Origin of the sequence: Xenorhabdus griffiniae, from assembly GCF_001028135.1 — a bacterium.
Classification (GTDB): domain Bacteria; phylum Pseudomonadota; class Gammaproteobacteria; order Enterobacterales; family Enterobacteriaceae; genus Xenorhabdus; species Xenorhabdus bakwenae.
Map to the genome: position 1 here is coordinate 73,048 of NZ_LDNM01000012.1, position 13,937 is coordinate 86,984.

Below are 13,937 nucleotides of genomic sequence, written 5' to 3' on the forward strand. Positions count from 1 at the left end.
ACTTAAAACAAAGTAAATTAAAATCTAATTCATTGATTTATAAATATCTTGTAGGGATTCTGAATCAAATTGCCCTAATAGAGAGTCGATAATGCATTCTTCAAGTTGACAGAGGGTTGGGTGGGAAAACAGTTGATGAATAGATAATTCAACATCAAATGTTTGTTTTATTTGCGACTGTAGCTGTAGTACTAGCAGGGAATGTCCGCCCAATTCAAAGAAGTTGTCATAGCGGCTTATCCGATCCAGTCCCAATAACACTTGCCAAATGACGGCCAACTGCTCTTCCGTTTCGCCTTCTGGAGCCGCATATTCACGACTTGACATGGCCGCATGATCGGGAGCAGGCAGGGCCTTGCGATCGAGTTTGCCATTTGCAGAGAGAGGAAACGCCTCCATCACCACAAAGGCAGTCGGTATCATATAATCGGCGAGAGTGCGGCTTAGTTGCTCACGCAGTTGAGAAATGCCCGGTTTGCTATCCTGATTTGGGATCAAATAGGCAACCAGCCGCTTGTCGTGGGTTCCATTTTCACGGGCAACAACCACCGCTTCACGAATGCCTGCACACTGGGTCAGGCAGGTTTCAATTTCCCCCAGCTCAATACGCAATCCGCGAATTTTGACTTGAAAATCATTGCGTCCCAGATAGGCGATACTGCCATCCGGTAGCCAACGTCCCAGATCGCCGGTTTTATACAGACGAGCATCAGGTCCGGCATTGAATGGGTCGTTAATAAAACGTTCAGCGGTCAATTCAGGCAGGTTCAAATAACCACGGGCAACACCCACTCCACCGATATAAATTTCCCCCGCCATCCCTATTGGAACGACTTCTCCGTGGGGATCGAGAATATAGATTCGGATATTGGCAATAGGATACCCAATCGGCACCTGCCCGATATAGCGATCCGGAACACATTGCCAGGCCGTGACATCAATGGCTGCCTCCGTGGGACCATATAAATTATGCAGTTCGCTGTGAGGCAAGTGGGACAGACAGTGTTGTTGCAAGGCATAAGGCAGTGCTTCCCCACTGCATAAAATCTGGCGCAGGGAAAGGCAGCGTCCGGCCGGAATATCATGAAGAAAACTTTGCAGCATGGAAGGCACAAAGTGGATCGTCGTGATTTGACGTTTTTCTATCTCTTCCAATAAATAGTGCGGTTCTTTGTGACCGCCGGGGCGAGCCATCACTACTTGACCCCCAACCATCAGGGGAAGGAAGAATTCCCAAACAGAAACATCAAAACTGAACGGCGTTTTTTGTAAAACGCGATCTCGCGGGGTTAATTGATAAGTATCCTGCGCCCAGAGCAAACGGTTAACCACACTGCGGTGCTCATTCATCACGCCTTTGGGGAGTCCGGTTGAGCCAGAGGTATAGAGGACATAGGCCAGATGACGCGATGTCAGCCCTAAATAAGAGGCTTCCAGGTTATCATCATCCTGACGGGCAAGATTGGCCTGAACGGTGGGATTATCTAAAAACCAGACCGGCATTTCGGTCACGGGCAATTGTTCTTGCAAGCCATGATGGGTCAGCAGAACCACAGGTTCGCTGTCTGACAGGATATAAGCGAGCCTGTCTGTGGGATATTCCGGATCGAGGGGCACATAAGCCGCCCCCGCTTTCAAAATCCCCAGCAAACTAATGACCATATCCAAACTACGTACCATGCAAACGGCGACGCGATCATCTGGATGAATTCCCGCAGCGACAAGAGCGTGAGCTAGCTGGTTAGCCCGCTGATTCAATTCCATATAACTGAGTTGCGTATTCCCGTACAGCAGTGCAATGGCAGTTGGGTTGCGTGCGGCTTGTTGCTCAACAAATTGATGGATTAAGGCGTGTTGCGGGAAGGGATTATCCGTATTGTTAAAATTATGAAGGAGTTGCTGACGTGCCTGTTCATCCATCAATGGTAAACGATCAATTGTCTGTTGTTCGTCGTCTACCATCGCTTCCAGCAGAGTCAAGAGGTTCTGCATAAGCTGGGAGATGAATGCGGCATCAAATATTGCAGTGTCATAATAAAAGGTATAGCCGATATGATCACCGGCTTCTAAGACATTTATCATCAATGGAACGGGGACATCGGCATAGAGAGGATAGGGGAAGGGCCGCAACTCTGCATTTCCCCACTGTACCGTGACATTGTCATCTTCCGCCATCCAGAGGGTGGTGAGATCACCCGTATATCTGGCTTTCTGGAATATCATGACCGTCTGGAATACGGGGTGAACGTCTGCATTGCGTTGCAGTTTCAGTTGTTCCAGTATCCTGGAAAACGGATATTTCTGGTTTTCAATCCCCTGCCGAATGGTCTTCGTCGCTTGAGTGATATGTTCCTGTACGGTCATATCACCGTTTATCTGGCAGCGTAAAGCCACCGGATTGATAAATTCACCGACTAATTTTCCCCAACGAGCACGGCCTCTTCCCGGCAAAATAGAACCGATAATGACATCATCGACTTCGGTATAACGGCTCAGAAGAATTTGGTAGGCAGCCAGAAAAACAGCAAACAGGCTGTTATCATATTTTAGTGCCAATGCTTGCAGCTTACGCGTCAGTGACTTGTTAATGATTTTCTTTAACGATATTTTTCCTGTGGCGGGCAAGGTGCTGTTTTTCGGTGGCCATTGCAATACGGCTAAATCGCCTGCCAGGGTGTTTTGCCAGAATTGTTGTTGTTTTTTGGCGCTGGCACTTTTCAGCCATTGTTGTTGCCATTCCACATAATCGTGGAAACTCTTTTCTGGTGCGGGTTCCAGGGGGGTTGCAGAAAGCAGAACATCAAGTTCATCTAACAGTATCCAATAAGACCAGCCATCAACGGTCAGATGATCAAAGGTCAAGACCATGACGCTTTCTTGTGGATTGCATTGGTACCAGCTGGCATAAACCCGCAGCGGATCGGTGAGATCAAACCTATGCCAGCAATCCTCCTGAACACGCTGTTTAAGCGTTTCTTCGCTAAGATATTGAGCATCATGTACTGTCAGTGTGATGTTAGCGCTGTCTGCGATGCAATAACCTAATTCGCCGGGGTATAGTCCGAAACTTGCCCGCAGCATCGGGTGTCTTTGTACCAGTTTATTGAGAGCTTCTTCTAAACACGTAGCCGTTAATCCTTTAATGTGAGCGCAAAATGCACTATTATTTTGACCGCGTTTATCCGGGGCAATTTGATATTGAAACCAGCGGCTGCGTTGAGCTTCTGATAAAGGGAATGATTTCAATTTTTCAGGGTAATTCATTCTATAGCTCCCTTTTTATGGGTACATTAAAAATAAAAACATGAGAACTGATAAAACAAGAAATCACACTTGGGTTTACACAATAAAAAGAGCTGACCATTCTAATAAAAAAGAACAGTCTTATCTTTATTTAATCTCTTCTTGTCGCTGAGAAGATTATGTTTATTACAAAATTAGATAATTTCACATTAAATAATCCTATTGCACATTTCTAATAGTTTTTTTCTAATGTGTCTAATTTTATTAGATACCAATCCAACTTCAATATAAGGCCTCGCGTCGTCTTGCGGATTACAACTTGAAGTTTATCGAGTATAGGTATTATGTGATAAATTTTATTGCCATTGGTGATTTTTTTGTTCACTTTGTTGCTCAAGCTTTTTTGGGGGTATAAAGTGAAATAAGAGCCTGTTTTATCAGGCTCTTTGCAATAAGCTTTATTTCATTTTATTGAATGTCATGGTCCTTATGATCAACTTCTTTAATATGACCATCCTCTAATTTAATAATGCGGTCAGCTATATTAAAGTAAGCATCATCATGACTAATAACCAGGACAGTTTTACCTCTGGCTTTTAATTCTGGCAGAAGTTCAGTATAGAATAAGCGTTTAAATACAGGGTCCTGATCGGCTGCCCACTCATCAAACAGATAAATAGGACGATCTTCCAGATAAGCTGAAACTAAAGCCAGTCGTTTCCGTTGACCTGCGGAAAGATTTGTGGTGGAAAATTCGCCATCAACGATTTTAACTTTGTGTGCCATGTTTAATGCTGCAATATAATGTGTTGCTTTTTCGGTGACATTCGCATCGCTGTTGAGTAACTGCTCAAACAGATGGTAATCAGAAAAAACGGCAGCAAAATGCTGGCGATAATGTTCATTATTCGCTGATGTTACTTGCACACCATTTAATGAGATAGTACCGGATTCTTGCTCAAACAGGCCAACAAGCAACATGGCGAGCGTTGTTTTCCCACTGCCATTCCCACCGACGATAAAAACAATTTCGCCTTGCGATATTTTCAAACTTAATGGACCGAGTGCAAACTGGCGATCTTCTTTATCCGTTGTGTAATGGTGGACAACCTCTTTCAGTTCAATCTCGATGGCTTGTTGCCTGCTAAATGGATTCGTGCCTTCAATGTGTACCGCCAGGGCTTCATCCAGTTGGCTGTCAAGACGCCGCATTTTATTCAATGAAACTTCCGCTTCTCTCAGCTCTGGAATTGCTCCAATAACTTCACTGATTGGGCCTGATAAGAAAAGAACAAGCAGCGATACAGTCACCAATGTTGCTGGTTCCTGGGGAAGCCAAATCGGGACAACAAAAATAATAATACCAATCATGGCATAAAATGTAACAGAACTGGCATTAAGCACCCAGGCATAGCTGGAATTCGCTTTAACACAGATCTCCTGGAATACTTTGGCGGCAGGCGCAATCACTTTGCTAATGAAAAGATGACCTTTTTGTTTATTGAGTTGCAGCTCTTTACTACCATCAATCAGGCTTTGGAAATTAAGGTATATTTTATCTATTTGATCACGCATATCTGTCATTAATTGTAATGGATATTTTTCCCACAGATAAAACACATACATTCCGATAAGGCTGAGTGCCGCTAAAATGAGAAACAGTTGCCAGGACATCCAGGCCAAATAACTAAAACAGGCGATGATTAGGGTGATATTACCAAAAACGGAGGGGGCCAACATAAAGGAATGTACAAAAACATCGACATCTTTGGTTAAAACCGCCAATAAACCGTGCGGCCCAAGTTTATGCAGTTTTTTGAGTGGTGCCCGCAAAATTTTATTACTTAAACTTAGGCGTAATGAAAAAACCGTGGACTGGGCTAAGTGAGATAATGTAATTTCTGACACGGTTTTAGTAATAAAAAAAATAAAACAGATGCCAAAAAAGCTCCAAAGAAATGTAATCAGGTTAATCTCTTCTGTGACGCCTTGACTGATCATCCCGACTATCGAAGCACCGGCAAACCCACTAATTAATGCGCTTATTGTCGATACCAACAGTAATACCCAAGATTGACGATATAAATAAGCTATTAGAGTCATAAAAAAGCCATTGTCGAAGGTTATAATTAATATGAAAATTCATCTATACCAATCCAACTTCAAGATGCATGTTATATTTCCCCGCGCAGCGGGGAAATATAAGGCCTCGCGTCGTTTTGCGGATTTCAACTTGAAGTTTATCGAGTATATCTGCTTACTCAATCCACTATAGTTATTTTTTTCTTATAAAACTGCAAGTGTGATTTATAATATGGCGATATTAATAAATATCATCGTGATAAATATTATTCTTAATGTGAATGGTAACTATACGTGATTATATAGATGGATTATTTGGTCGTGTATTCAATCCGGTGCGTGAACTTTTTCCCGATGAGCTGAACGTTGATGCCCTGCATCGCCTTTACCGTGTTTTTTGACGAATTCAGTTTGCTGACAAAATCAACATTTTATTTCAACCGTCGCCATTTAATCTCTCTGAAAAAAGAGCGATCATGCACAATCATCAACGGGTTGGATATGTGACCGGAACTTTTACAAGAAAATGGCATTAATTAATAATGCAAATTAAATTGATAATCATTTACATTTAAAATATTGTAATGGCGATTTCCTTCTCAGACGCTCATACCTCTCCTGATGAACGTTTTGTCAAATTGGATTTCCGGCACCGCCTGTAAGCAGCCAGCGATGGGGAAGAGACCATAAGGAGTGCAGCCACGAGGCTGAAAAGCGTAACGCTACCAATGGAAAGGATAGTAGCAATGAAAATGGCAATGGAAAGGATTGTAGCGAAAAGTCTCGTATCAGGCACCAAAACGGCGATTCTACTTCTCAAACCACGGCAGATAATCTCCGTGGTTACTCGTTACCAGATGGATAGCAAAAAAACGATTTTCATATCCAACGCATTAAATTACACCAAAAGTGTCTTCACTAATTATCTAGATTCATCTAACCACAACGATGAAGTCGTAAGCCACCGCTTTTGCTACATGATAAGCAATAAACTAAGAAAAAATATTTCCGATCTGAAAGGTGCATCCGTGCAGTTTAACGTCAATAACCTCACCATGTCGCCTCCTGCTGTGGAAAAGAAACGCGCTTCTACTGCTATGACTGCAGCATGTCCTCCACGGCCAGTTATCGCTAATAACACCTGGTATCCGGCACCGCTGGCGGCTCGCTCTCATGTTGCCGTCGGTATTTTTCTCCTTTCAGGGAGGGGGGAAAAGCGGGCACCTACACCAACAAGAGGAACTTGATTTTGTCTGGTATTACCAATGATCTTCTTTCACTAACGTTGCAAGAGGATGACTTTATCTTTCTGTCGCCCCACAAAAGCCTGCTCGCTCGGGGATGCTTCGCCACCTTGACACATCCTGCTGCATCCGGACATCATGTCGAGAGCGAGTTTCAGAAGAAAGTGCAACAGTTGCTGCGTCAGGCTCAACAGGCCGGAGTAGAAAACCCCATTGTAGTGGGAGCTATTCCGTTTGACAAACGTCAACCCTGTTCGCTGTTTATTCCGCAGACCTACTACTGGCTCGATCGTCACGCCTTTAATCTCTCCGATTCTCCGGTACAAGTAGAGGGCCAGGCTCACTACATTCCAGATCATGATGTGTTTTGCAGCATGGTGGAGAACGCTTTGAATCCACTGCGCGTCGGTGCACTGAATAAAGTAGTGCTGTCGCGCTTGTTACAGATTGAAAGTATCTCCCCGCTTAGCGCTTTGAGCTTATGGCTACAGCTCAACAGACAGAATCCGGAGAGCTACAACTTTCACTTACCGCTGGCGGATGGCACTCTGATTGGTGCTAGCCCTGAACTGCTGCTACGTAAAGAGGGCAATGTCCTGCGCTCCTGCCCTCTTGCCGGCTCAGCGCGGCGAGGCGACGATGACTCTAGTGACAGAAATACCAGGGAAAAGCTGTTGAACTCTGGAAAGGATCGCCATGAGCATTTGGTGGTCACAGAGGCTATCCGTCACCAATTGACGGATCTCTGCCGGTCTCTGACGATCCCAACAGAGCCCTCGTTGCTCAGTACGCCTACGCTCTGGCATCTCGCTACTGAGATTCAGGGTATATTGTCCGATGATCGCGATAATGCGTTATCTCTTGCCTGTCTACTTCATCCCACGCCCGCATTATGTGGCTCTCCTTATACTTCATCCCGCAACCTGATCGGTGAGCTGGAGCCATTCGATCGCGGCTGGTTTGGCGGTATTGTCGGCTGGTGTGACGCCCGCGGAGACGGGGAATGGGTTGTGGCGATCCGCTGCGGTAACGTTCGGCCTCATCAGATTGAGTTATTCGCTGGCGCCGGCATTGTTCCGGACTCTGTTCCGGAAAACGAATGGTTGGAAACCCGTACCAAATTTAACACCATGCTGAGTGCACTTGGTTTTGCAACGCAACAGGAGCAGACATTATGATTGAATTTAGTCGCTGGTCTCAGGATATGGCTGAACGTTATCGCCAGAAGGGGTACTGGATTGATCGCCCGCTGAGCGAGATTCTCGATATTCACTGCGAGAACGATGCTGTGGCACTATTCTGCGGGGAGCGGTGCTGGAGCTATCGGGAGCTTAATGAAGCAGTAAACCGACTCGCTGCTTCCCTGTACCGACGCGGCGTGCGTCGGGGACAAACCGCATTAGTACAGCTTGGCAACGAGGCTGAGTTTTATATCGTCTTTTTTGCCTTGTTGCGCCTGGGCGTTGCACCCGTTAATGCGCTTTATAGCCACCAGAGCAGTGAATTAACTGCGTATGCGCACCAGATTACGCCAGAGATACTCATTGCCGATCGCCAGCATCGCCAGTTTCATGATGATACTTTTATTGATCTTCTGGTAGCCAAGTGTCCGGAATTGAAAATAGTGGTGCTTCACCATGAGGATTCAGATTCGAACCGTTCGCTTTCATGCCTGATCTCGGAAGAGCCGGGAGACTTCACGCCCACGCCGACGCCAGCGGATGAGGTCGCATTTTTCCAGCTTTCCGGCGGCAGCACTGGCACTCCCAAGCTGATTCCTCGCACTCACAACGACTACTATTACAGTATCCGCGCCAGCAATCCGATCTGCGACATCAGCGGCAAAACCCGATATCTCTGCGCACTGCCAGCCGCACACAACTATCCTATGAGTTCACCGGGCGCACTGGGCGTATTTTATGCGGGTGGTCAGGTCATCCTTGTCCCCGATCCTAGTCCGGATGGATGTTTTCCGGTCATCGCCCGTCATCAGATCAATATCGTCGCTCTGGTGCCACCTGCAGTCAGCATCTGGCTGGAATATACCAATATCAGAGGACACGCCAACGAACTCTCCAGTCTGAAAGTGATGCAGGTCGGCGGTGCTCCTCTGGGAGAAACGCTGGCCAGACGCATTCCAAAAGAGCTGGGCTGCCAACTCCAACAAGTATTTGGTATGGCAGAAGGTCTGGTGAACTACACCCGACTAGACGATGACGATGCGCATACCTTCACAACTCAAGGATGCCCCATCAGTGAGGATGATGAGGTATGGGTTGCAAACCGGGAAGGCCTTCCAGTACCGCACGGAGAGGCTGGATTGCTGATGACTCGAGGCCCATACACCTTTCGAGGTTATTACCGAAGCCCAGAACATAACCAGACGGTGTTCGACAGTAACGGGTTTTATTGTTCTGGCGACGTGGTTATTCAGTTTCCCGATGGATATCTGAAAGTCGTTGGACGTGAAAAGGATCAAATAAATCGTGGCGGCGAAAAAATTGCCGCTGAAGAGGTTGAACACCTGTTGCTGCGCCACCCAGCGGTGGTGTACGCCGCACTGGTCGCTATTAATGATTGTCTAATGGGCGAGAAAACCTGCGCCTTTGTGGTAACACGTGAACGCGGATCCGTGAAACCAGCCGTGCTGCGTCGCTGGCTACGCGAGCAAGGTATTGCTGACTACAAAATCCCCGATCGTTTTGAAAGTCTACCGGAGTTACCGCTCACGCCGGTAGGAAAAATCAACAAACAGGCGTTACGTGCACTTGCCAGCGCCACCTTAGAAAATTGAGAAAATATGCCATGAGCATTCCTAAACTTCAGGACTATATCCTGCCCGATGAAACCGTCTTACCTGTAAATAAAGTCGAGTGGAGGTTGGAGCCACAGCGCACCGCTCTGCTAATTCATGATATGCAGGAATATTTCCTCAACTTCTGGGGAGAAAAGAATAAGATGATTCAGCAGGTTATCGACAACATAGTTACTCTGCGCACGCGTTGCCATGAGCTCGGTATTCCCGTGTTTTACACAGCTCAGCCTAACCAACAAAATGACGTTGATCGAGCGCTACTGAATGATATGTGGGGACCTGGCTTGAACCGCTATCCAGAACAGCAAAAAATCGTAGCAGCATTGTCCCCCGAACCGAAGGACACTGTGTTGGTGAAGTGGCGCTACAGTGCGTTTCAGCGCTCTGACTTGGAAACCTATCTGCAAGAATGTAAGCGCGACCAGCTTATGATCTGTGGCGTGTACGCCCATATCGGTTGCCTAACCACTGCCACTGATGCCTTTATGCGCGATATACAGGCTTTTATGATAAGCGATGCGCTGGCGGATTTCAGCCGGGAAGAGCATATGATGGCGCTTCGCTATACTGCGGGTCGTTCCGGACGCGTGTTGAGTACCTCTATGGCGTTGTCGGCACTTATTCCTCCCGCAGTAGAACGTAGATGGGATCGTGAACGTCTGCTTGCCATACTGCAACCCGCGCTGGACGAAGATGCACATGACATTGATGATGACGAAAACCTGCTTGATTACGGCTTAGACTCGTTACGCACAATGTCCTTTGTCTCAAAGTGCCGCCAGGAAGGATGCGAAATTGATTTTATCACGCTGATGAAACAACCAACGTTGCAAAACTGGCTTGCGCTGCTGAACGGCGATTTGGAAGAGAAATGAACGAGTTCAAGGGAAAAACTGTCTGGGTAACAGGAGCTGGAAATGGTATCGGCTTCCGAACAGCTCTCCGTTTTCACGAGGCAGGAGCCAGGGTTTTTGGATTCGATCTGAAATTTTCTGATTCAATGCCGTTTGAGACGCTCATTCTGGATGTCAGCGATGCTCATGCGGTGCAAAAAATCTGCCCTCCATTGCTGAAGGAAAATGGGCTGGATGTGCTGGTTAACGGTGCGGGAATTCTGCGTCTCGGCTCTGCAGAAACGTTAAGCCGTGAAGACTGGGAAAGCTCAATCAACGTTAATGCAGGCGCAGTATTTAATCTGTTTAAAATCCTCATTCCACACTTTCAGCGTCAGCGCAGCGGCAATATCGTTTCAATAGCCTCCAACGCAGCTCACGTGCCGCGCGTTAATATGGCAGTTTATTGCGCTTCTAAAGCTGCGATGCGTAGTCTGTGCCTGAGTGTGGGATTGGAACTGGCACCTTTTGGGGTGCGATGTAACATTGTTTCACCTGGTTCCACACTGACTCCAATGCTGAAGGGAATGCTCAACGATGATGATATAGCATATCAGCGTCTGATCAACGGCTTGACTGAACAATTTAAACTCGGCATTCCACTTGGGAAAATCGCCCAGCCCGACGAAATAGCCAACGTCATTTTGTTTTTGGCCTCCGACCAAGCAAGCCATATAACGTTGCAAGATATTGTCATTGATGGGGGCGCTACACTCGGTGCTTGATAATCCGAATGTTTAAATCTGTTTACCTGTATGCCACTATAAAGAACGGAAAGACTATAATTATAGGGAATGGGTAAGTATTAAAAACCTAAACCAAAAACGAGTTAAAGGAAAGGGATATAACATGAGCCATATTACCGCATTGAGAAAAGTTAATAATTTAAAACAAGAATTTGATTTAATAGAAGAAATCTGGTCACCGAAGGTGATAGCTGAAACAAATGAATATAAGATAATCATCTTGCTCGCTGACGGTGATTTTATGTGGCACACACATGAAGATGAAGACAAGGTATTTATGGTTATTGAAGGTGAACTTCGTATAGATTTTAAAAATGATCACGTAATAATAAAGCAAGGTGAGTTTTTTGTGGTACCTAAAGGGGAAGAAAGTAAGCCTTCATCCAAAGAATTAACCAAGTTGCTATTAATAGAACCCTATGTAGTCGCGAATTCAGGCCAATAAATTATTAATAAACATTGTCAGGTCGTGAAGTCAGATAATAAGTGCCACGCGTGATTTAAGATGGAAAAAAGGGGGAGCGGCTAATTGGCTCCCCCTTGCTTCTACCACCTACAAGTCGGTGCGGTCAATGCTGATTTTTTAGAAGCGTACTTTCACACCGATACCCACTTCACGCGGCTCCAGCATATATCCTGAAGGCCCCCCCGTACTATCCTGGTATTTATTTGTCGGCACACGTCTGTCAAAGACGTTATTTCCGTAAGCAAACAGTTCCAGATTTTTGGTCGGATTATAGGATAAACGGAGATTGGAAACTAAATAGGCACTGACTCGCAATTCGGGATCGTTCTGGTCATTTGAGAAGTAACGATCCACGTAACGAAGATCGCTACTTAGACGAACTTTTTCCGTGATGTTCCAGTCAGCACCGACGTTAAACATGTAGCCGGGCGCTTTAGCGAATTGTTTTCCTTCAAACAAGTTGCCTCGATAATCGGCGAATTTTTTGATTTCAGTATGAAGCAATCCAAGCCCACCGCGTAGGCGAAGATTGTCTAGTGCCCGATAATCTGCCCCCAGCTCAAGTCCGTAGGTTACCGCCTTGTCGGCATTGACAAGGATAGAACCGTTAGTTCTGTCTTTCATGTAATCCTGTACAGAACTCTGGAACCCCTTATAATCGGTATAAAAGATATTACCGGTTACCAGCAAGCGGTTATTGAGTGCTTTACCACGCGCAAACAACTCGTAATTCCAAGCCTTTTCCGGCGCGAAGGTGTAATAGGAATGCCCAGAGAAATTCACACCTGTACCACCCGGTGCATAGCCTTTGCTTATCAGAGTACCGACGGTTATATCATCAGTAACGTCATAGGCGAGAGAAACTTTCGGCAGAATAGCATGGAACCCTTTACTATATTCATGATAGACGCCAGGCACATAGCTGGTGACCCCTTCATGCTTGACCTGGTCATATTGGTAACGCAAGCCACCGGTCAGAACCCATTTTTCCGCAAAACGCCTGGTCGTCTCTGAGAAAAGACCGACACTGGTATTCGTCAGATCGGCGTCTGCCTTGCCCAGCAGATTATCAAGCACATTTGAAGCCTTGTCCCGCGAGTAATAGAGCCCTGTCACTCCACTCCAGGTTGAATATTCATCACCGAAGTTCAAACGTATTTCGTTGGAAACATTGTTAGAATCACGATTTGCGATACCTAGAGCCCTCTTCGTGAAAGTGTAACGATACTGCGAGGCCGAATATTGGAGCTGGTTGGAGAACACCATATCGTTTTCAAACGTATATTGAAGATCTAAAATACCGACATCACTGCTGGTCTTAGCCCTGTTGGTGCTTAGCGTCGAGTTTTTCAAATCACTGTAGGGCAATGACGCCGACTCACTGTCAGGATTTTTTGCTGTCATATGGGAGTAAGTCAGTTTGGCCAACCAAGGGCTATCCAGCGGTTGCCAAAGTGCCTTAACACGGACATCCAGATTTTCGAAATCTTTGTTCATATCAGAATCGACGAAACCGGGATTGGTATATTTAATGAACGTATTTCTACCGCTGTAATCCATGGCGAGGCGTACTGCGAGATCATCTGTCAATGGGCCATTGACAGTAAAAGAAGCCCGTTTCTTTTGGTGGCTTCCGTATAAAATCTGCCCATCGAATTCGGGGGTAAAGGTGGGATCGTTAGTCTTGATAATAACTGCACCGGCGATACTATTCGCGCCCTGTGTCGTCGTTTGTGGGCCACGGAATACTTCTACTGAATTTACGTCCCAAACAGATCCTCTCCCCAAACTAAATTCTGCGGAGCTGAGATACCGCCCATCAACACTGATGGTCGCTCGTGGTATGGGTTTAGAAAGAAAGGTATTTCCTCCTACGAGAGGCCCATTTGTCTCAATACCACGAATACTCGGTGCACTTGTATTGCTGGTATAAAGCACATTAGGTATACCCTGCAAAATATCAACGATGGTTGTCGCCTCAGGTTTATTCTGTATCTGTTGCCCGGAAATAACTGTGACTGAACTTGACGTTCTCTGCAGAGTTCTTTCTGTTTTTTCACCTGTTACCGTGATGACATCGGCGTCATCACTCCCCGTTTTGTTTTTCTCTGTTTGAGCCAAAGCGGCAGCTTGACCCCCCAGGGACGATAAAGAAAACAAAATCGCACTGCTAAGTAACACTTTTTTGCGTGAAAAAAGCAGATTCCACCCATTTACACGAATAGGCGGAGTTATTTTTATAGATATAATTCTCATTATCATTATCATTATCATTAATGTTCGCAAGATGACAATATTATGTTAACCTTCTCATTTGTCAATTGTATATTTTTGTCAATTCAAATACGGCAGCCACTGTAACGCACATTCTGCAGGCAGCATTAGTCCTCCTATGTGGCATTTAATGGATATTGGCTCGTATTAATGCATTGTAATAAATGACTGTTC

At 45.7% G+C, this 13,937-nt stretch carries 9 protein-coding genes and 1 pseudogene; 6 read left to right on the forward strand and 4 right to left on the reverse strand.

The genetic code is table 11. The features are described from left to right. Positions 1-24: 24 nt before the first annotated feature. The 3 genes and pseudogenes from AAY47_RS03970 to AAY47_RS22590 all read right to left on the reverse strand — a co-directional run. Positions 25-3,264, reverse strand: a complete 3,240-nt coding sequence (locus tag AAY47_RS03970; RefSeq protein ID WP_047767093.1) for a non-ribosomal peptide synthetase — start codon at positions 3,262-3,264, stop codon at positions 25-27. Positions 3,265-3,711: 447 nt separating this feature from the next. Then, entirely contained in the window at positions 3,712-5,346 is a 1,635-nt protein-coding gene (locus AAY47_RS03975; RefSeq protein WP_047767101.1) for a cyclic peptide export ABC transporter, read from the reverse strand. 342 nt (positions 5,347-5,688) lie between these two features. Beyond that, a pseudogene (locus tag AAY47_RS22590) lies at positions 5,689-5,775 on the reverse strand (IS1 family transposase); the annotation flags it as partial. Positions 5,776-6,071: 296 nt separating this feature from the next. Between AAY47_RS22590 and AAY47_RS03980 the strand changes: the two are divergent. From AAY47_RS03980 to AAY47_RS04005, 6 genes are all read left to right on the forward strand, one after another. Beyond that, on the forward strand, positions 6,072-6,572 hold the full coding sequence (locus AAY47_RS03980; RefSeq protein WP_152669756.1) for a hypothetical protein: 501 nt from the start codon (positions 6,072-6,074) through the stop codon (positions 6,570-6,572). Between the two features lie 107 nt (positions 6,573-6,679). Beyond that, the gene (locus AAY47_RS03985; protein WP_327213534.1) at positions 6,680-7,747 is read left to right on the forward strand and encodes an isochorismate synthase; all 1,068 of its coding nucleotides are present in this window, start codon (positions 6,680-6,682) and stop codon (positions 7,745-7,747) included. Beyond that, positions 7,741-9,363: a (2,3-dihydroxybenzoyl)adenylate synthase gene (locus AAY47_RS03990; protein ID WP_047767107.1), complete on the forward strand. Its 1,623-nt coding sequence runs from the start codon at positions 7,741-7,743 to the stop codon at positions 9,361-9,363. Before AAY47_RS03985 ends, AAY47_RS03990 begins: the two co-directional genes overlap by 7 nt. Before the next feature lie 11 nt (positions 9,364-9,374). After that, positions 9,375-10,259 (forward strand): isochorismatase family protein, encoded by an 885-nt coding sequence (locus AAY47_RS03995; RefSeq protein WP_047767109.1) that lies wholly within the window; start codon positions 9,375-9,377, stop codon positions 10,257-10,259. After that, positions 10,256-11,002: a 2,3-dihydro-2,3-dihydroxybenzoate dehydrogenase gene (dhbA, locus tag AAY47_RS04000; protein WP_047767110.1), complete on the forward strand. Its 747-nt coding sequence runs from the start codon at positions 10,256-10,258 to the stop codon at positions 11,000-11,002. The genes AAY47_RS03995 and dhbA overlap by 4 nt, the downstream gene beginning before the upstream one ends. 124 nt (positions 11,003-11,126) lie before the next feature. Beyond that, a complete protein-coding gene (locus AAY47_RS04005; protein WP_053014200.1) occupies positions 11,127-11,468 on the forward strand; it encodes a cupin domain-containing protein in 342 nt (113 codons plus the stop codon). Between the two features lie 138 nt (positions 11,469-11,606). On the opposite strand, the gene AAY47_RS04010 is transcribed toward AAY47_RS04005, so the two are convergent. After that, positions 11,607-13,745, reverse strand: coding sequence for a TonB-dependent receptor (locus AAY47_RS04010; RefSeq protein WP_072059736.1), 2,139 nt, complete (start codon positions 13,743-13,745; stop codon positions 11,607-11,609). Between the last annotated feature and the right edge of the window lie 192 nt (positions 13,746-13,937).